17 protein-coding genes are annotated in these 19,299 nt (G+C 58.7%); 5 read left to right on the top strand and 12 right to left on the bottom strand.

Features of this window, described 5'->3' with window-relative positions; genetic code table 11:
* Positions 1-3: 3 nt before the first annotated feature.
* The 4 genes from phnA to EDC26_RS10185 all read right to left on the bottom strand — a co-directional run bounded on the left by phnA (position 4) and on the right by EDC26_RS10185 (position 4,182).
* Positions 4-1,251 (bottom strand): phosphonoacetate hydrolase, encoded by a 1,248-nt coding sequence (gene phnA / locus EDC26_RS10200; protein WP_132582170.1) that lies wholly within the window; start codon positions 1,249-1,251, stop codon positions 4-6.
* Positions 1,252-1,262: 11 nt separating this feature from the next.
* Positions 1,263-2,420: a 2-aminoethylphosphonate--pyruvate transaminase gene (locus tag EDC26_RS10195; protein ID WP_132582168.1), complete on the bottom strand. Its 1,158-nt coding sequence runs from the start codon at positions 2,418-2,420 to the stop codon at positions 1,263-1,265.
* 131 nt (positions 2,421-2,551) lie between these two features.
* Positions 2,552-3,397 carry an EamA family transporter gene (locus EDC26_RS10190; protein ID WP_132582166.1) on the bottom strand — a complete coding sequence of 282 codons (846 nt, stop codon included), beginning with the start codon at positions 3,395-3,397 and terminating at the stop codon, positions 2,552-2,554.
* A 14-nt stretch (positions 3,398-3,411) separates the two neighbouring features.
* Positions 3,412-4,182 (bottom strand): DeoR/GlpR family DNA-binding transcription regulator, encoded by a 771-nt coding sequence (locus EDC26_RS10185; protein ID WP_132582164.1) that lies wholly within the window; start codon positions 4,180-4,182, stop codon positions 3,412-3,414.
* Positions 4,183-4,415: 233 nt separating this feature from the next.
* Here EDC26_RS10185 and EDC26_RS10180 point away from each other — a divergent pair, with 233 nt between their 5' ends.
* Positions 4,416-6,896: a GcvT family protein gene (locus EDC26_RS10180; RefSeq protein ID WP_132582162.1), complete on the top strand. Its 2,481-nt coding sequence runs from the start codon at positions 4,416-4,418 to the stop codon at positions 6,894-6,896.
* 108 nt (positions 6,897-7,004) lie between these two features.
* Positions 7,005-7,931 (top strand): 4-hydroxybenzoate octaprenyltransferase, encoded by a 927-nt coding sequence (gene ubiA, locus EDC26_RS10175; protein WP_425012536.1) that lies wholly within the window; start codon positions 7,005-7,007, stop codon positions 7,929-7,931.
* Here the strand turns inward: ubiA and EDC26_RS10170 are convergent, their stop codons facing one another.
* The 5 genes from EDC26_RS10170 to EDC26_RS10150 form a co-directional block, all read right to left on the bottom strand.
* Entirely contained in the window at positions 7,932-8,363 is a 432-nt protein-coding gene (locus EDC26_RS10170; protein WP_132582160.1) for a type II toxin-antitoxin system VapC family toxin, read from the bottom strand.
* Positions 8,360-8,605, bottom strand: a complete 246-nt coding sequence (locus tag EDC26_RS10165; RefSeq protein ID WP_132582158.1) for a FitA-like ribbon-helix-helix domain-containing protein — start codon at positions 8,603-8,605, stop codon at positions 8,360-8,362. Before EDC26_RS10165 ends, EDC26_RS10170 begins: the two co-directional genes overlap by 4 nt.
* A 99-nt stretch (positions 8,606-8,704) precedes the next feature.
* Positions 8,705-9,538 carry a citryl-CoA lyase gene (locus EDC26_RS10160; protein WP_132582156.1) on the bottom strand — a complete coding sequence of 278 codons (834 nt, stop codon included), beginning with the start codon at positions 9,536-9,538 and terminating at the stop codon, positions 8,705-8,707.
* Positions 9,535-10,734 (bottom strand): CaiB/BaiF CoA transferase family protein, encoded by a 1,200-nt coding sequence (locus EDC26_RS10155; RefSeq protein ID WP_132582154.1) that lies wholly within the window; start codon positions 10,732-10,734, stop codon positions 9,535-9,537. The genes EDC26_RS10160 and EDC26_RS10155 overlap by 4 nt, the downstream gene beginning before the upstream one ends.
* 63 nt (positions 10,735-10,797) lie before the next feature.
* Positions 10,798-11,778: a Bug family tripartite tricarboxylate transporter substrate binding protein gene (locus EDC26_RS10150; protein WP_165930987.1), complete on the bottom strand. Its 981-nt coding sequence runs from the start codon at positions 11,776-11,778 to the stop codon at positions 10,798-10,800.
* A 208-nt stretch (positions 11,779-11,986) separates the two neighbouring features.
* On the opposite strand from EDC26_RS10150, the gene EDC26_RS10145 reads away from it, so the two are divergent.
* The 3 genes from EDC26_RS10145 to EDC26_RS10135 all read left to right on the top strand — a co-directional run bounded on the left by EDC26_RS10145 (position 11,987) and on the right by EDC26_RS10135 (position 16,134).
* Positions 11,987-12,928, top strand: a complete 942-nt coding sequence (locus EDC26_RS10145) for a LysR family transcriptional regulator (RefSeq protein WP_132582150.1) — start codon at positions 11,987-11,989, stop codon at positions 12,926-12,928.
* A gap of 139 nt (positions 12,929-13,067) precedes the next feature.
* Entirely contained in the window at positions 13,068-14,687 is a 1,620-nt protein-coding gene (locus tag EDC26_RS10140; protein ID WP_132582318.1) for a GMC family oxidoreductase, read from the top strand.
* Between the two features lie 133 nt (positions 14,688-14,820).
* Positions 14,821-16,134 (top strand): putative Na+/H+ antiporter, encoded by a 1,314-nt coding sequence (locus tag EDC26_RS10135; RefSeq protein ID WP_132582148.1) that lies wholly within the window; start codon positions 14,821-14,823, stop codon positions 16,132-16,134.
* Between the two features lie 44 nt (positions 16,135-16,178).
* Here the strand turns inward: EDC26_RS10135 and EDC26_RS10130 are convergent, their stop codons facing one another.
* Genes EDC26_RS10130 through EDC26_RS10120 form a run of 3 tightly spaced genes read right to left on the bottom strand, consistent with a single transcriptional unit; the run spans position 16,179 to position 19,280 of the window.
* Complete coding sequence (locus EDC26_RS10130) at positions 16,179-17,681, bottom strand: carboxylesterase/lipase family protein (protein WP_132582146.1); 1,503 nt, start codon at positions 17,679-17,681, stop codon at positions 16,179-16,181.
* A 53-nt stretch (positions 17,682-17,734) separates the two neighbouring features.
* Complete coding sequence (locus EDC26_RS10125) at positions 17,735-18,520, bottom strand: ABC transporter permease (protein ID WP_132582144.1); 786 nt, start codon at positions 18,518-18,520, stop codon at positions 17,735-17,737.
* Positions 18,501-19,280: an ABC transporter permease gene (locus EDC26_RS10120; RefSeq protein WP_132582142.1), complete on the bottom strand. Its 780-nt coding sequence runs from the start codon at positions 19,278-19,280 to the stop codon at positions 18,501-18,503. The genes EDC26_RS10125 and EDC26_RS10120 overlap by 20 nt, the downstream gene beginning before the upstream one ends.
* Positions 19,281-19,299: the final 19 nt, after the last annotated feature.

Here is a 19,299-nt window from a genome sequence, read left to right as displayed (position 1 = left end):
GCCTCAGGCGACATGATTGAGGGCAATGGCGAAGACGTCGTAATTTCGCGGCTCGCGCTCTTTGGGCCAATCCACCTTGCGATTGACCAGCAGCGGCACGGTCTGCTCGGTGAGCCCGCCGTGCGAGCGCAGCGGCTCTTTCAGGCCCGATAGATCGTGGCGCTTGGCGCTGGTGCCAAAGACCTTGTGGCGCGTGGCGAGCACGACGATATCGCCGATGCGGTCGGGCGGCAGGTCGAAGCGCTCGCACGCTTGCTCGTTGGAGAGCGCCAGATCGATCCCTTCGAGCGCACGCAGCCGCGCCATCAGGGCTTGGGCGTCCGCGCCTTGCGGCAGGTAAATCGTGGCAAACGAGCCCAGCGCGCCGTGGTGGGCGACATAGGGATCGGTGATGGGCAGGATCACGCGCGCCGTGCCTTGACCCATCCATTCGTCGAAGACGTCCTGCAGGTACATCACATCAGGCGAGCCGTCGGCCTTGTGTTTGTCGTTCATGCCGTGATCGGCGGTGAGCGCCAGAACACACCCTTCCGCTTCGAGCAGTCCCACGTAGCGGTCGAGCATCGCGTAAAAATCGTTGGCGTTCTTCGTGCCCGGCGCGGCCTTGTGCTGCACATAGTCGGTGGTCGAGAGGTACATGAGATCGGGGTGAAAATTTCTGAGCAGCTTGACCCCCGCGGCGAAGACGAATTCGGACAGATCGGCCGAATACACCTCGGGCAGCGGCAGGCCGACGAACGACAGGACGTCGCCGATGCCGTTATCGGCTTCGGTGGCCTGGTTGGCCTTTTCCGCCGAGAAGGCGATCGCTCGCCCGGTCGAAAAGTCCAGGCCCTTGCCCAGCAGCGTGCGCAGCTTGTCCTTGGCCGTCACCACCGCCACCTTCGCTCCCGCGTCGTGGAAAGCCTGGAAAATCGTGGGCGCGCGCAAAAAGCGCGCCTCATTCATCATGACCTCTTCGCCGGTGCCGCGGTCGTAGAAGTAATTGCCCGCAATGCCGTGCAGCTTCGGGGGCTGGCCGGTAATGATGGAGATATTGTTGGGGTTGGTGAAGCTGGGGATCACGCATTTTCCGAGCAGATTCGCGCCGGTTTTCATCAGCCGGTCCAGATGGGGCGCCAGCCCCGCCTTGATGGCTTCTTCGATATAGCCAGGTTCCGAGCCGTCCAGGCAGATCGCCACGGTGGGCATGCGCGGGTAGCGATACTCGCGGCCGTTCACGTTGATGGCGGATTTGTGTAGCTGATTCATGATTCCATTCCTTAAGCAGCCCGGGTGGCCGAATCCGTCACGCCCATTTCCTGCAGAACCTCGCGCACGGCGGCCAGCGCGCCGCGCATTTCTTTCTCGCCCAGGCGTCCGATGCAGCCGATGCGAAACGAGTCGGCCACCGTCAACTTGCCTGGGTAGATAATGAAACCCCGATCCTTGAGGCCGTCGTAGAAGTCCTGGAAGATGAAGCGGGGATGATTCATCATATGGAAGGTGACGATGATGGGGGCCTGTAGGTGAGGCGCGAGCAAAGGCTTGAAACCTAGCGCCGTCATGCCTTCGAGAAGAATGCGGCAGTTGCTTTGATAGCGCCCGCCGCGCCCGGCGACGCCGCCTTCGGCCGTGAATTCCTCGAGCGCCTGGTGAAACGCGACAATGACATGGATAGGTGGCGTGAAGCGGTATTGCCCGGTCTTTTCGAAATTGGCCCACTGGTCATGGAGATCGAGAACCAGTGTTGTTGCATTGCCTTTGCACGCTCCAAGGGCGGCACGCCGGCAAACGACGAAGCCCAGTCCGGGGACGCCTTCAATGCATTTGTTCGAGGAGGCGGCGAGCGCGTCGACGTGCAGCGCGCGGGCGTCCAGCGGCAGCGCTCCGAAAGCGCTCATCGAATCGATCAGATAGCCCTTCCGGTATTTGGCCGCGAGTGCGCCGATCTGCACGATGGGGTTCAGTATCCCCGAGGTCGTCTCGCAATGGATGGTGAAAATGTGAGTAATCGAGGGCGTAGCCTTCAGAATGGCCTCGACCTCGTTTAAATCCGGCGGCGTATCTTCGGCTGTTTCATGAACGACCGTTTCGCGCCCGGCAATCTCGAGAATACGCTTGGCCCGGCGCCCGTACGCGCCGTTGATGAGAACCAGGACCTTGCCTGTGGGCGGCACAAAGCTTGTCAGCATGGCCTCGACGGCAAAAGTGCCCGAGCCTTGCATCGGCACCGTTACGTAGTCGCCGCCGCCGTTGGCGATTTCGCACAGCCTCGTCAGTACGGCCTTGTTGATCGCGATGAAACTGGCATCACGCGAGCCCCAGTCGTGCACCATCGCCGCTTTGACGGTGCGTGAGGTGGTCAGTGGACCCGGCGTAAGAAGAAACGGATCGCCCGTTTCGGAGGCTGCCGGCTTCGAATGCGTGGAATGTGTCATCGGGTGTCCGTCCTGCGTTGGGCGTGTAGCCTCGAGCGTGCCGCACTGAAACAATGCTAAGACAAACCATAAAAATAGTCAATATGCCACACTAAACCACAAGTAACTTATTATGTAGCTGTCTTGAAGTCTCAGAATAGACGCATCAGCATCAGGCCGACGACGGTGAGCGCGGCCGAAACGGCTCGTACTCGGGTGAAAGGTTCTTTGAGGGCAAAGACGGCAATGAGTCCGCCGAACAATATGCTTGTTTCGCGAACCGCCGCGACGAGCGCGATCGGCGCCACGGTCATTGCCCAGATGACGATCCAGTAGGCCGCCAGAGACATGGCGCCGCCGGCCAGACCAGGCAGCAGAAAGCCGAAAGCAGGCCTGATCCCCTGCAGGCCTTTGCGCCACAGGCAGAAGATCAGCATTGGGAAGGTGTCGACGACGAAAAGCGTGGCGGCATAAGCGTTCACGTCGTTCGATATGCGCGCGCCGACGCCGTCGACCACGGTGTACGCGGCGATGGTGGCGGCTGTGATCAGCGCGCAGCCCACGGCGGCACGGCTGGGCGCCATTTTGTGCCGGTGCCCGCGCAGGGAAATAAGCACTACTCCCGTGCCCAGCAGCGCAATGCCCGCGATATTGCCTGGGCTCATGTGGTCTTGCAGTGCGAGCAGGGAGATGCACGCTGTCATGAGCGGCGCAGAGCCGCGCGCGATCGGGTAGATTTGCCCCATGTCTGCGCGCCGGTACGCCTCGGACAGGGAAAGGTAGTAGCCGAAATGGATCAGCACGGAAGCGGCCACCCACGGCCATGCCGCTAGGCGAGGCAAGCCCGTGATCAACAGGGCCGGCAGCGCGATCACGCCGCAGGCGACGCAGATCAGCGTCATGGCCAGGAAGGGGTCGAGCTTGATCTTGATAAGGGCGTTCCAGCCCGCGTGAAGCGCCGCCGCGGCCAGCACGGCGAAAAAGACCGAAAGGGCCATCGTTGCGGGTGCGGTCATTGTTTGGCGACGATGACTTCCCAGTGCTGGGCGATAGCGGCGCGGGCAATGGACTCGGGCGGAAGTTCATCGACAATCAACCCGGCGATATGCGCCACGGAGGTAATCAGCACAGGCGTGCTGTGCTCGAATTTGGAGTGATCGGCCAGGATGTAAACCTTCTGTCCTGTCTTCATCATCGTATGCCTTTGCTCGGCGGCCAGCCGCGAGTAATCGGTAAATTCCCCTTCGGGGGAAATGCCGCCCACGCCGATAAAGGCCAGATCGACCCGGAAGTGGGCCAGAGCCGCAATGGTTTCCACGCCGAACGCCGCCTCGTCATTGGGGTCGATCTGGCCCCCAAGCATGATGACCTTTACACCGGGTGCGCGGCACAACATGGTTGCGATGGGCAGGCTGTTGGTGATGACGGTCAGGTTGTTGAGCTCCATGAGAGCCGCGCCCATGCTGTAGGTGGTCGAGCCCGAGTCGATCAGCACGACCATGCCGTCGCTGACAAGGCTGGCCGCCCGGCGCCCGATGGCCTGTTTGCCCGCGGTGTTTGCACTGACACGGGCAGCCAGTGAGGGCTCGGCCACGGCACGCCGCGCCGCGCCGCCGTGCACGACGTTCGCGCGCCCTTGCCCGGCCAATGCCTTGATGTCCCGGCGGATAGTCTCGCGTGAAACCCCGAGCTTGGCGGCCAGATCGGCAACGCTGACGGACCCGTTTGCATCGAGTGCCTGCGAAATGTGGTCGATGCGGCTGACGGCGAGTTGACGGTTCATGTGAGTCGGATTCCGTGGAAAGGGAAAATTTTATGTAACATTTTTGGATGGGTACTGCAAGCCCGGTTGAGGGCGGCCAGATTGGCGGCAGCCCGCTTCCAGCCTGAGCGGTTGCCTTTGCTGCAGGCACGATTTTTTCGCAATCATGAGTCAATATGTTGTATTAAGTGGTTTTTTGAGGCAATCTATGCATATGTGAGCATTTCAACATTAAACTCGAGGAAACTCAACACATGTCAGCGAGTATTCCCCAGCATGCACGAGTGGTGATCGTCGGCGGTGGCATCATCGGCTGCTCTGTAGCCTACCATCTGACGAAAATGGGCTGGACCGACGTGGCCCTGCTCGAACAAGGCCAGCTCTCTTGCGGCACAACCTGGCACGCGGCCGGCCTGGTCGGGCAGTTGCGCGCGCAGGAAAGCATGACCCGTCTGATTCGCTACTCGACCGCACTTTATGCCGGGCTGGAAGCCGATACCGGCCTGGCTACCGGCTGGAAGCAATGCGGGTCGTTGTCGGTGGCGCGCACGGCCGAGCGCATGACGCAACTCAAACGCACCGCTGCCGTGGCGCGCGCATATGGGGTGGAGTGCGAGGTAATCAGCCCGAAAGCCGCCGGCGAGCTGTGGCCGGCGATGCGTACGGATGACTTGCTGGGGGCCGTCTGGCTGCCTGGCGACGGCAAGGCGAACCCGACCGATTTGACTCAGGCGCTTGCGCGCGGCACCCGCATGCGCGGCGGACGCATCATTGAAAACACCCGGGTAACGGCCATCCACACGCGGCAGACGCCAGGGGGGCGGGAGGTGAGTGGCCTTGCGTGGCGCAATAAAGACGGTGAGGAAGGCGCGATCGAGGCGGAAATCGTTGTCAATTGTGCAGGCCAATGGGCCAAGGCGCTTGGCAGGCTGGCCGATGTTGCGGTGCCGCTGCATTCGGCCGAGCACTACTATATTGTGACCGAACGCATCGAAGGCGTGCACCCCGACCTGCCGGTGATGCGTGATCCGGACGGCTACATTTATTTCAAGGAAGAAGTCGGCGGCCTTGTGATGGGCGGTTTCGAGCCCAACGCAAAGCCATGGGGCATGGACGGCATTCCGGACAATTTCGAGTTTCAACTGCTCCCCGACGATTGGGATCAGTTTCAGGTGCTGATGGAAAATGCGCTGCAGCGTGTTCCCGCGCTCGAAACGGCCCAGATCAAGCAGTTCTACAACGGGCCGGAGTCGTTTACGCCCGACAACAATTTCATTCTTGGCGAAGCGCCCGAACTGCGGCACTTTTTCGTTGGTGCGGGCTTTAATTCGATGGGCATCGCGTCGGCAGGCGGGGCGGGGATGGCGCTAGCCGAATGGATTGCCGCCGGTACGCCGACGATGGACCTGTGGCCCGTCGATATTCGCCGTTTCGCACGCTTTAACGCCAACGACGTCTGGCTGCACGACCGCATCAAGGAAACGCTGGGCCTGCACTATGCGATGCCCTGGCCTAACCGCGAGCTCGACACCGCCCGGCCGTTCCGGCGTTCACCGCTTTATACGCAATTGCGCGACGACGGCGCGTGCTTTGGCAGCAAGATGGGCTGGGAACGCGCCAATTTCTTCGCGCCCAGTTCCGATGAGGCCCGCATCGACTACACATTCGGCCAGCAGAATTGGCTGGCGTGGAACGGCGCGGAGCATCGCGCCTGCCGCGAGGCCGTGGCGTTATTCGACATGAGCTCGTTTTCCAAATTCCTGGTGAAGGGTCGCGACGCGCAAGCTGTGCTGCAAACCATTGTCGCCAACGATGTCGACGTTGCCCCGGGAACGACCGTTTATACCGGCATGTTGAATGACCGCGGCACGTACGAGTCCGACTTCACGCTATGCCGGCTGGCCTTCGATCAGTACCTGATCGTCACCGGGTCGGCGCAAACCACTCGCGACTTCGATTACATCGAACAGCAGATCCCGCAGGACAAACACTGTGTGCTGGTCGATGTGACCGGCCAGTATGCGGTGCTTGCGGTCATGGGGCCGCGGGCACGCGATTTATTGCAGAGCGTGTCCAAAGCGGACTGGAGCAACGCCGCGTTTGCGTTCGGCCAGAGCCGCGAGGTTGATCTGGGCTACGCAACCGTGCGCGCCACGCGCCTGACCTATGTGGGCGAACTGGGCTGGGAGCTTTACGTGCCGGTCGAATTTGCCGTCGGCGTGTACGAAACACTGCACGCGGCGGGCAAACCGTTTGGCCTGGTCAACGCCGGTTATTACGCCATCGATTCGCTGCGTATCGAGAAAGGCTACCGCGCCTGGGGGCGCGAGCTCACGCCCGACTGCAATCCGTTCGAGGCGGGGCTCGAATTTGCCTGCAAGCTTAAAAAAGACATTCCGTTCCACGGGCGCGACGCGCTGCTGGAACTGCGCAAGCAGCCGGCGTGCCGGCGCATGGTGGTGCTGACCGCCGACGGCGCGGCGCAGCACATGCTATGGGGCGGCGAGGCGATTTTGCGCGATGGGCGGCCGGTCGGCTTTGTCACCTCGGCGGCCTTCGGGCACACGCTGGGTTGCCCGGTGGCCATGGGCTATGTCAACAACCCGGATGGCCCGGCCAGCGTCGACTATCTGAGCACAGGCCGGTATGCGATCGATGTCGCCGGCGAACTGTTGCCTGCGACGCTTCATTTGAAAGCGCCTTACGACCCGCGCTCGGAACGCGTGAAGGCCTGACATTGTTCAATGCAATGATGACTCGTCCGGTTAAACTTCGTATTCAACCATCCTGGCTTGCAGCCAGGACTAGGATGACGATATCAACCTGTGCATTGAAAACCACTAGTGAATACTTCAGACGCTTCCATCCCCGATCTGTCCGATATGCGGCCCGACGACTGGGTCGAGCACTGGCTGCCGCGCGCATGGGGGCCTTATGCGCGCCTATGTCGCCTGGATCGTCCGGTAGGTACTTGGCTGACCTTGCTGCCGTGCCTGGCGGCGCTCGTGCAGGCCGCCGACGGCTGGCCCACTGTGTGGCGCCTGTTCATTTTTTCTCTAGGCGCGCTGTTGATGCGGGGCATAGGCTGCACCATCAACGACATCTGCGATCGCGATATTGACCAGAAGGTTGAACGCACGCGTTTTCGGCCACTGACCAGCGGCCAGATAAGCCTGAAAAATGCGCTGTATTTTCTGTTGGGACAGCTGCTGGTCTGTGCCGTGCTGCTGCTGGCGATCAATGCCTATAGCCGATGGCTGGCCGTCTTGTTGTTGCCCATTGTGGCCGTATACCCTTTGTGCAAGCGCTTTACCTATTGGCCGCAAGTGGTGTTGGGAATAGGCTTTAACTGGGGCATGCTTATGGCGTGGTCCGACACGCGCAATATCGTGCCGCTGGCCGCCGTCGCCATGTGGGTGGGGGCCGTGCTGTGGCAGGTGGGATACGACTCGATCTACGCTTACGTTGACGTACGCGACGACAAGGAGCTGGGCCTGCATTCCACCGCCATGCGCTTCGCCGACAAGGGCAAGCAGTGGATCAGCGGTTTTTATATCGCGACGATCGTGCTTTGGGTGTATAGCGGCGTTGCGCTTCACATGGCCTGGGGTTATTACCTGATCCTGGCCGTGATCGCCGGACATTTCGTGTGGCAGATGCGCCTGTTCAACCTGGCACGCCCAGATCAAAACTTTATGCTGTTTCGCGCCAATATCTGGGTCGGCGTGTTGATGATTGTGGCGGCGCTTGGCGGGACGGTGTTGGGGTGATCAAAGTTGGCCAGCACTATCCCACGGGTTGATTAATGGAAGGTCCAGGTTTTTAAAATCTTTGGTATTTCGGGTGGCTAGAACGGCCTTTCGGGTGAGACAGATGGCGGCAATTTGTGCATCGGCCAGGTTTATGGGTTTACCCAGACGCTCACGCTGCGAAACAATGACGGCATAGGCCGTGGCCGCCGAGCTATCGAACGCCAGCACGGATTCAAAAAAATCTTCTTCAAACATAGCTGTCACGGCTTGTTGCAGGGCAGCCTTGCGTTTACCGTCGGGCAGGCGTGTAGCCCCATGCAGCATTTCAGCCATGGAAATCGACGTGGTGAATAAATCGCGGGGCGGCTGCGCATCAATCCAGCGCAGCACTTGACGAGCAGGTTGTGGCCGCATCAACTCGGAAAGCACATTGGTGTCGAGCACGATCATTCGTGGAAATCCACGCTGCGTGTTGGCTCAGTTCGGGCGGGGATGTCTAGTTCGGCTCCGCCAATGTCAGAAAAACGGCGATGTATGCGACTGCCCAGCCCACCGCGTACATGCGAGGTTTCAAGCGCTATGCGCAGGATACGGCGCGCCTCCTCCTCCATCGAATGGCCATGCTCGGCCGCCTCGAGGCGTAAACGGGCCTTGATCTCGTCATTAAGATTGCGAATCGTCAGGCTTGCCATATGTTGTTTCTCCTGATTGGAGCGTGCAAGTTGATATCAATGAAATCAATGATATCATTTTGGCAAGTTGTCGTAAACAAAGCGACTTGCTTAAGGCCGTTACCGCTCCGGCAACTCCCGTGCCGCGACGCCTTCGTAGGTAGGCAGGTACTGCCGGGGAATCGGCCCCTTGTTGCGGCCGCCTTGTTCGGTTTGCTCCCAGGCATGAGCCAAAATTCCAACCGAACGCGACAGGCAGAAGATGCCTCGCGCCAGCGGAGCGGGAAAACCCAGCTCGGCGTAGATAACCGCGCTTGCGCCGTCGATATTCATGGGAATGGGCTTTCCCTTTTTGGCCGAAAGCGCGCGCTCTACCGCCCTGGCAATGGTTGCGAACTGTCCCGACACTTCGCCCTGTGCCGCGGCTTGATCCACCAGATCGAGCAGACGCGGCGCTCGCGGATCGAGGGGATGGAAACGGTGGCCGAAACCCGGTATGTATTTGCCGTGGTTCGCGGTAAAGTCCGCCAGCGCTTTGCCGACGGCCGAAGCCTCGTCACGGCCAGCGGCAATAAGCGCCGCAATATCGTGATACAAGCCCACGGCCTGTTCGCCCGCGCCTCCGTGCACGTCGCCCAATACGTTCACGGCCGACCCGATGGCGTTGTTCAGGCCAACGCCGCAGGTAATGGCCATGCGTGAAATGGCAATGCTCGGGGCCTGAGGCCCGTGATCCACGGACGAGACCAGGGCGGCCTCCAGCAGTTTCCCTTGTGCCCGGCTGGGTAGTTCGCCGCGCAGCATGAGCCAGACCATCTCCGCGAAGCCGATATTTCCAATTAGATCCTCGATGGCGTAGCCGCGGTAGCGGATGCTGCCCGGCTTCATGTCGATAATCTCGGTGTGCCACCAGTTTTTGCTGGCCAGCCCATCGTTTGTTGTTGGCGTGCTCATACGATGCCTTCCTTGTTGAAGCGGGTGATGTCTTCGCGGGTATAGCCCAGATGCTCGAGCAGCGCGTTGGTGTCCTGGCCCAGGATCGGCGGCGGGGTATCCACCGCAGGCGAATCGCCGTTGAGCTTGACGCCGCTACGCACAACCCGGATATCGCGATCGGCGCCAGGCACGTTTTCGAAGGTGGCGATCATGCCGCGATCGCGTATTTGCGGATGAGCCAGAGCGTCTTTTACCTCGTAGATCGGTCCCGCGGGAATGCCTGCATCCGTCAGTAAAGGCCACCATTCGATAGCCGGCCGGCCAGCCAGAGCCCGTTCAATCTGCTCTTTCAAAAGCAGGCGATTTTGCAGACGTGCTTCTCTTACAGAGTAACGGCTATCGCAGGCGAGATCATCGCGGCCCAGAACCTTGCACAAGGCCTCGAACTGCTCCTGCTTATTTGCTGCGATATTCAAGAGGCCATCGCCGGTCTTGAACGTTCCGGACGGACTGGCTGTACTATTTTCGTTGCCCATGGGCCGGGGCTCTTGCCCCGCATTCATATAATTGGACACCGCCCAGCCCATGGTGGCGATCATCGATTCCAGCATGGATACATCGATAAATTGCGCTTCGCTGCGGGAGTGGTCGGCCAGTGTTGCCGCGACCGCGAAGGCGGCGGTCAGGCCGCCGACCGTGTCGGCTATTGGATAGCCGACGCGATAGGGCGCGTTGGCCGGATCACCCGTAATGCTCATCGTGCCCGACATGCCCTGAATGATCTGGTCGTAGGCCGGCAGATTTCTTAACGGACCTTCCTGTCCGAAACCTGAAATGGCGCAATAAACCAATCGGGGCTGATGTTGACGTAACACCGTGAAGTCCAGGCCAAGACGCTTCATAACCCCCGGTCTGAAATTCTCGATCACGACATCCGCATTTTTAACCAGGCGCAGGAATATTTCCTTGCCTTCGGCTTTTTTCAGATTGAGCGTCATTGAGCGTTTGCCGGCGTTCTGGGCCAGAAATGAGAGGCCCATAAGCCTGCCGTTCAACTCCGGGTCGGCGCCCAGCTGCCGCGCCAGGTCGCCGGTGCCCGGCGTTTCCACCTTGATGACATCGGCCCCCATCAGCGCCAATTGATGGCCGCAGAAGGGCCCTGCCAGCACGTTGGTGAGGTCCAGGACTCGTACATTTTTTAACGGTTTTATCATGACATTCGAGCCGTAGCACCCAGGAGGTTTGAACAGGTTGTCGTCCAGGCCAGTTGACGCGGCTTAATTAATACGCAGATTGCCTTCCTTGATGATGGTCGACCATTTGACCGAGTCTTTATGTATGGTGTCGGAAAATTCCTGCACTGTTCCGCCTAGCACGACATTGCCTTCTTCCATGATCTTGGCGCGCAGTGTCTGGCCTTTCAAGACTTCGTTGATATGCGAGTTCAGCAGTTCGATGATGTCTTTGGGCGTACCCGCAGGCACCAGAATTCCTGTCAGCGAGGCGGACTCGAATCCGGGCAGCGTGTTGTCCAGGGGAGGAATATTGGGAAACTGCGGAATCGACTGTGGCGTGGTGATTGCCAGCATTTTGACTTTGGGGTTTTTCAACTGCGGTAGGGCCGCGGGCGCCGAGGCGAAGAAGGCGTCGACTTGCCCGCCCAGCAGATCGGTCATGGCCGGCGCCGCGCCTTTATAGGGCACGTGCAAAACGTCCAGGCCAGCCTCCTTGGCAAAGAAGCGGCCGGTAATGTCGCCCACCGTGCCGGTGCCGGCATTGCCGATAGTCAGCTTGCCCGGGTTGGCCTTGGCGTACTGGATTAGCTCGGCGACCGATTTATACGGCTTGTCGGCCCGCACCACCAGCACCATCGGCTGCGAGGCGACCGAAGCCACTGGCGAAAAATCCTTGGCAACGTTGTACGAGATCTTTTTATATAAATAGGGGTTGATGGACAGATTCGACGTTTGGCCCAGGGCCATGGTGTAGCCATTGGGAGTCGATCGGGCCAGGGTTCCCATGCCTACCGTGCCGCCTGCGCCGGGACGGTTTTCGACAATGACGCTCCAGCCGTATTTTTTGGATAGGGCGGTGCCTAGGAATCGGGCCATGGTGTCGGTTCCTCCGCCGGGGGGAAAAGGCACTATCAGCTTGATGGACTGGGTGGGGTAAGTTTCGGCGCCATGGGCGCCAGGCGCCACGGCCAGGATGCTGGCCAGCACCGAAGCAGCAGCCAGGAATTTGCGGGTGTAAATCATGATATCTCCTGAGTTTTTATGAGTTAAAGCTTCCAGCCGGTTTGCTTTGGACCTTCTTGCCGGCGCCGTCCCGGCAGGGCTGATCGCGCGTGCCGTCACAAAAAGGGTGTAGGCATATTCGGACGTATTCGTGAGGGAAACCATGGTGGTCATTAAATCCAATTACTGATATAAACGTCTATTCGATAATTGTGATCAATTGATTACTATGGGTTATGAATTAAAGATTGAAATTCGCGATCTCCGTTATTTCGAAACGATTGCCGAGCTTGGACACCTGGGTAGAGCCGCGGATGTGCTGTGCCGCAGTCAGCCAGCCCTGACCAAGTGTCTGCACAGGCTGGAAAATGAAATAGGCGCGGCGCTTTTTGAGCGCAAGGGCAGAGGCCTGGAACTTACCGCGGTAGGCAGGGAGTTTTATATCCGGGCTTCGAAAATCTGCGAGACCAACGATCGCTATCTGAGCGACATGAGGGAATTCGTCGCCGGTTCGGTAGGCAAGGTGCGTGTGGGCTGCGGCCCGATTACGGCCGATTATCTGCTGCCCATCATCTGCAATCTGGTTCTGCGGCATGCTCCCAACGTTTCTCTGGAAATCATGATCAACACCAATTATTTCCTGAAAGAGCAAATCAAGCAGGACCGGCTTGACCTGATTGTCGGAGTGGTAACCGACGATGATGAGTTCAGGCACCAGGCGTTCATTGACGATATCGTGGTCGTGGCTGCGCGCAAAGGTCATCCGATTTTTCAATCGGGCCCGGTGAAATTGCGCAATCTGCTGGAGTACCAGTGGATTTTGCCCACGACGCTTGTGGCAAGCCGAAAGTGGCTGGATAAAGTCTTTTTGGCGCACAAGCTCCATCGGCCCAACGCTCACATTGAGACGAATTCGTTGCCGTCCATTCACGATGTGATCGGCAGCACGGATTTGTTGTGCTTCCTGTCGAGGCTGACGCTGGACCATCCTAAAACCCGCGGCATGCTCAAAGAAGTCGAGCTCGCGGAAACCACCATGGTGCGCAAACTCGGCATTACTTATCCGCATGGTTCGCTGATGCCGGCCACCGCCAGGCTAATCGACCTGCTCAATCAGCATCACCATGCGCATATGGCTACCGTGGTCGGCGGCACGCCTGCCACTACATGAACGGTCGATCGCGCTTTTCGGCTGGCTGTCAGGTAACACCCCCGCGCTTGCGCTACAGTTATGCCTGACAGGCGCATCGCATCATCAAAGGCTGGACCAGACGGTGGCCGGAACAAGAAACTTGCAAGGAGACGCGGTCATGGTCGCTCAGGCGCCGCAAACGACGAAACTGGAATTTGATTACATCATTGTGGGAGCCGGTTCGGCGGGCTGCCTGCTGGCCAATCGATTGTCGGCCAATCCGGCGCACCGTGTTCTGCTGCTTGAAGCCGGCGGCCGCGACAACTGGCGCTGGATTCATATTCCGGTGGGCTATCTGTATTGCATCGGCAATCCTCGTACTGACTGGTGTTATCGCACCCAGCCCGATCCGGGGATCAATAATCGCAGCCTGGGCTATCCGCGCGGGCGTGTGTTGGGCGGCAGCTCGTCGATCAACGGCATGGTCTACATGCGCGGCCAGGCCGCCGATTACGACGGCTGGGCCGCGCTGGGCAATTCCGGCTGGGGCTGGGAAGATGTTTTGCCGGTGTTCAAGCGGGTCGAAGACCATCATGGCGGCAGCAGCGAGTTTCATGGCGCGTCGGGCACATGGCGCGTCGAGCGCCAGCGTTTATCCTGGGAAGTGCTCGATGCCTTTCGCCAGGCGGCGGCCCAGGCCGATATCCCGGCGATTGACGATTTCAATCGTGGCGACAACGAAGGCTGCGCCTATTTCGAGGTCAACCAGCGCCGCGGCGTGCGCTGGACGGCGGCCAAAGCCTTCCTGCATCCGATTGCCAACCGCGCCAATTTAACGGTGCTTACCGGTGCACAGGCAGAGCGCATCGTGTTTGCAGAACGCAAGGCGCAGGGAATCAGCTTTGTGCAAAATGGTCAGAAGTTGTTTGCCAGCGCCCGCACCGAGGTCATTCTGTCGGCGGGCTCCATAGGTTCGGCGCAATTGCTGCAGGTCTCGGGAGTTGGACCGGGTGCTTTGCTGCAGTCGCTGGGCATACCCGTCGTGCACGACTCGGCCGGTGTCGGGCAAAATCTGCAGGATCATTTGCAATTGCGCATGATTTATAAGGTGCAGAACGCCAAAACCTTGAATACCATGGTGTCTTCGTGGTGGGGCAAGGCCAAAATGGGCCTGCAATATACACTGCAAAAAAGCGGACCTCTGTCCATGGCGCCATCGCAACTGGGGGCGTTTGCCCGCTCGAGCCCGGATCGAAGCCGCGCCAATCTGGAATATCACGTGCAGCCCCTGTCGCTGGAAAAATTCGGCGATGACTTGCACCAATTTCCGGCGATCACCGCATCGGTCTGCAATCTGCAGCCGACCAGCCGCGGGCATGTGCAGATCACGACGCCCCAGGCCACCGATGCCCCCAATATTCTATGCAACTATTTGCAAACCGAGGAAGATCGCCGGGTTGCGGCCGACAGCATACGGCTGACGCGTAAAATCGTGGCGCAGCCCGCCCTGGCCAAATACCAGCCGCAAGAATACAAACCCGGCCCGGCCACCAGCACGCAAGCCCAGCTCGAGGCGGCGGCGGGAGATATCGGCACCACGATTTTCCATCCGGTGGGCACCTGCAAGATGGGGGTCGATTCCATGGCGGTGGTCGATCCCGAACTGCGTGTGCTGGGGGTGCAGAATCTACGCGTGGTCGACGCTTCAATCATGCCGACCATCACCTCGGGCAATACGAATTCGCCCACCATCATGATTGCCGAGAAGGGCGCGCAGTTTATTCTGGCCTCGGCTTGAGGGGTGCCGGCGTGCCGGTTTTTTATAAAACTGACGATCAGCTGAAAATCCGTGCGACAATTTGTACTGCCTTGATTTTGGCAGCCACAAGGGCTGCCGCTACATTTGTACGTGATTTTCCACCAGGTTAAAAATGCCCGATTTGATTGAGCTGATTGCCAGCGTCTTGTTCGCAATCGCGATTATCCATACGTTTTCTGTTCCGGTTTTTGCACGCTTGTCGCATCGCGGCGGCCGCCATGCGGGTTTATGGCACATGCTGTCCGAAGTCGAAGCGGTGTTTGGCGTATGGGCGTTTATTCTTTTGGTGATCATGGCCTTGCTCAAGGGCACGGGCGGTGCCGTGGCCTATATGGACACGCGCAATTTTACCGAGCCCGCGTTCGTGTTTGCCATTATGGTTGTGGCTGCCAGCCGTCCCATACTGGAACTGGTCGGCATGGTGGTGCAAGGTGTCGCCCGGGTTTTGCCGTTCCGCACTGAACTGGCGACCTATTTCCTTACCTTGTCGCTGGTGCCGCTGTCGGGCTCTTTCATCACCGAGCCGGCCGCCATGACGCTGGCGGCCCTGTTGTTGCGCGATGGCTATTTCAGGCATTCCGAACAAACCGGGTTCAAGTACATGACGCTGGGCGTGCTGTTCGTCAATGTGTCGATAGGCGGCGTGCTCACTTCGTACGCCGCGCCGCCGGTGTTGATGGTGGCTCATACCTTTGGCTGGGACGCCACCTACATGGCGACGCACTTTGGCTGGCGTGCGGCCTGCGCGGTCATTATCAACGCCGCTGTCTTGACGCTGATCTGCCGCAAATACCTGCTAAGCGGAGAATTGGGAGCCGGGCGGAACGTCGATGCAGACGGGCCGGGTCAGCCGAAACTGGCCAGCGCCGCGCCGCGCGCGCCCGTGCCGGCGCTGGTCATGGCGATCCATCTGCTGTTTCTTCTGGGTGTGGTGCTCGGCGCGCATCACCCCACCATTTTCCTTGGCCTGTTGATGTTCTTTATAGGCTATACCGAGGCTTACAAGGGCCATCAGGACACCTTGATGATCAAGGAGGGCCTGCTGGTGGGTTTTTTCCTGGCTGGCCTGGTGGTGCTGGGCGGCCTGCAAAAATGGTGGTTGCAGGATTTGCTGGCTGGCTTGCAGCCCGTTGTGCTCTATTGGGGGGCTACCGCGTTGACGGCGGTGACGGATAACGCGGCCCTGACGTATCTGGGGTCGATGGTCGACGGCACCAGCGACTTGTGGCGCTACATGCTGGTGGCGGGAGCTGTGACCGGCGGCGGACTGACCGTTATTGCCAATGCGCCCAATCCGGCGGGATTTTCGATTTTGAAGAATTATTTTCCCGACGGCGCCATTTCGCCCATCAAATTGCTGGCGGCGGCGGCCATTCCCACGCTGGTGGCCGCATTCATGTTTCTGCTGCCCAATTCGTTTGGCTGAAGCGGCCTGTGAACGGTTGTGGGGCGCGAGCGCCTCGGCAGGGCTTATGGCGCGCTATTTCCTTCGCCGACAAAATGTGCTGTCTGCGGCGCTATCAGGCGGTCGAAGTGCATGACGCTTCGAGTCTCGGGCGTATATGAATCCCATTTGGGTATCGCCGCATGATTGGGGTTGCCGCAATAGGCGAAGGCGACCCATGCTTTCTGCATGGCGTTCGATAGCCCCCGAAATTCTTCCTTGTCGAGCCCGTCAAGCATGGGCGCGTCGTCCCATTTTTCCAGGTTGTTGAAAACAAAGGGTATCTCCAGGCAATGGCATGCCTCAAAATGCCCGGGAGACTGCCAGTCGAACTCGTACACGTAAGAGACAAGCTTCCTGCTGCTGAAGGATTCCGCCAATTGCAGCGAAGGGTGTCTGAAAACCTTGTCGGTGTACATGTCTCCCAGTATTGCCGCAGAGGTCGGCACGGCCCGCCGTCGCGTGTAGGCGTCCAGGCGCATCGCCGCGTGTTGGCCGAACTCTTTGCGGAACAGCTCCTTTACGACCGAGTCATCCGCATTTTGCACGTTGCTGTCGAAATGATAAAAGGCGGCCATTTCTTCTCGTGTGGTGCCGATGAGTAAATCGATATTCAGCTTGCGGTCGCCTTCGAGCGTGCTCGACAGTTCGTTGCAGATGAACTCTCCATCCCGGACAAGCCAGAATGGAGGCTTGGTCTGCGCCAGCTTGTGCTCGGCAACAGCCAGAGATTGCTGCGCTTTCAATAAATCCTGTACGGCAATCTGTTTCAGTTTATGGGCCTCATGGCGGCTTATATCGAGAATTTTCAGGAAGGAGTGCCCCATTTTTTCCGCCTCGTCAGGCTCGGTGAACAGCCTGCCAATCGACGCGCTTTGCAATATGGCTCGCCTGAACAGGCCGTCCAGATTGGGCATAGTCAGCAGTGCCGCTATGGAGCCGCCTCCCGCCGACTGTCCTATCAGGGTAATGTTGTCCGGGTCGCCGCCGAAATGGTGAATATGGTCTTTCACCCACTGCACAGCCAGCACCTGATCTTTTAGCCCCAGATTCCCGTCGCAGAAGCCTGGCAGATATAAAAAACCGAGAGCGCCCAATCGGTAGTTGATGGATACGGTAACGACTTGCCCGTTTCTTGCCATGTTTTCGCCCGAATACCAGGGCAATGATCCAGCGCCGCTGGAGAATGCGCCGCCATGTATCCAGACGACCACCGGCAGTTTGCCCGGATCGGCTGCCGGGGTGCAGATATCCAGAGTCAGGCAGTCTTCGTTTTGGGGCAAGGAAAAATCGCCCATGGCCGCGGCCAGGCGAGATCTGTTTTGCGGCGCGATGGGTCGGTCCTGCGTGGCGTCATAGTCTCCTTGCCATGGCTTTGCGGGCAAGGGTGGATTAAACCGCAGGTCTCCGACCATGGGCTGGGCGTAGGGGATGCCTCGGTAAATGCACACGCCGTTGACGCGGCTTCCCTTCATGACTCCGTGAGGGATCGTGGCATAGCAGTTTGAGCTTTCATTGGAATGACTCATGGGCAGGCCTTGGAGTTAACGACGAAAAATCAGGACGGGGATTTGACCCGACACTATTTGGTGACCGGAAACCTCTTCTCCAGCGGAGCCAGGATCAGGCGGTCGCCGAGCATGAAAATAAAGACGATGGAAAAGCAGACCGCCAGAAAGGTAACGGTTTCGGCGGTTGATTGCGCCTGCAGCATTAAATATCCCAGCCCGTTGGGCGCGCCTAAAAGTTCGGCAACAAGCGCGATTTTCCAGGCGATGCCGTAGGAAATCTTTATCGCCGCCAGAATGAACGGGGTAAGCAGGCGCAGGTTTATCCTGAGCCAGATTCGCGTAGGTTTGCGTGTAAAGCTCCTGCCCATTTCAATGAGCTCTTTGTCAATGGAACGAAAACCTTGGTCGATGTTGATCAGACAAAATGGGATCAATATGGCCACTTGTACGAATACCACCCCAAAATTGCCCGCCTTGAACCATATGGCGGCCAGAATGGCCCAGCCTATTGACGGGAATGAGTTTAAAAATGGCTTTATGCGCTCATTGATCACTCCGTCGCAAACGGGAAGCGTGTTGGCGATGAAGGCCAATACGCCTCCGATCAGGCATGCGATCAGAACCGAGAGAACGACCCGCACGGTGGACACCAGGGCATTGTCCAGGAACTCCGGATCCCGCAGCAGTTCGAACAGCCTTTTGGCCACGGGCCAAGGGCCTGGCAGCACGAAATCGGGCAAGCCTAGAGCCGTGATCCACCAGATTGCCAAAAACAGGACAACAAGCAGCTCACCCAGGAACCGCCCCAGCATATCTTGTTGCCAGTTTGCCCGCGGCTCAGATTTTTGCATATTCATCAAAGCGAGTCTGGATCGGTTTGAAGAAAAACCGTTCGGTGCAATAAACGAAAAATATGATTAGAAACAGGATGACGAAAATGGTGGTGGTGTCGTAGTCCTGGCGCGCAAGGTTGATCACATATCCCAGGCCTGAGTTGCCTCCGAACAGTTCGGCGGCCAGCGTGACTTTCCAGGCGACTCCAAACATGAGCCGTATGGTTGCAAAAACATAGGGATACAGCAGCGGCAGCACGATTTTTCGCAGTTTCCTGATCTTGTTTCGTGAAAAACTCTGCCCCATTTCCATGAGTTCGAAGTCCAGATTGTTCAGGCCGCTGCTTAAATTTATTAAAGCGAATGGAATCAGAACGGCGCTGATTGCAAAAATGACGGAGATGGAATTTATGCCAAACCACATTCCAGCCAGCAACGCCCAACCCACGCCCGAGAACGATCCCAGAAATGCGCCGAACCGTTGATGGATGGCGAACCGGAAAACCGGAAAATAATAAGGGATCAGGGCGAGTATCGAACCTATCAGGAACGACAGGAATATCGCCATCCCTACGTGGTAAAGAGAAAATCCCAGTTGCTCCACCAGGTTCAGGTTGGACAGAAAGGCCCCAATGCCGCGCAGAACGGCAAGAGGGCTTGGCATTTGATACGAAGGGCTTACCCAGGAAAGAAGGCTCCAGCCAAGCAGGCATAGAAGCGTGAAGCCATGTGTTGCAGCCGTCTTTTGGAAATCCGTTCTGCGAGCGCTTTGTGTTGTTTCCATTTCCGATCAGCTTTTCCCG

Origin of the sequence: Paralcaligenes ureilyticus, assembly GCF_004346225.1 — a bacterium.
In the GTDB taxonomy this organism is placed as follows: domain Bacteria; phylum Pseudomonadota; class Gammaproteobacteria; order Burkholderiales; family Burkholderiaceae_B; genus Paralcaligenes; species Paralcaligenes ureilyticus.
The sequence above is the reverse complement of the archived record's forward strand: the minus strand, read 5'-3'. Positions and strand labels throughout refer to the sequence as shown.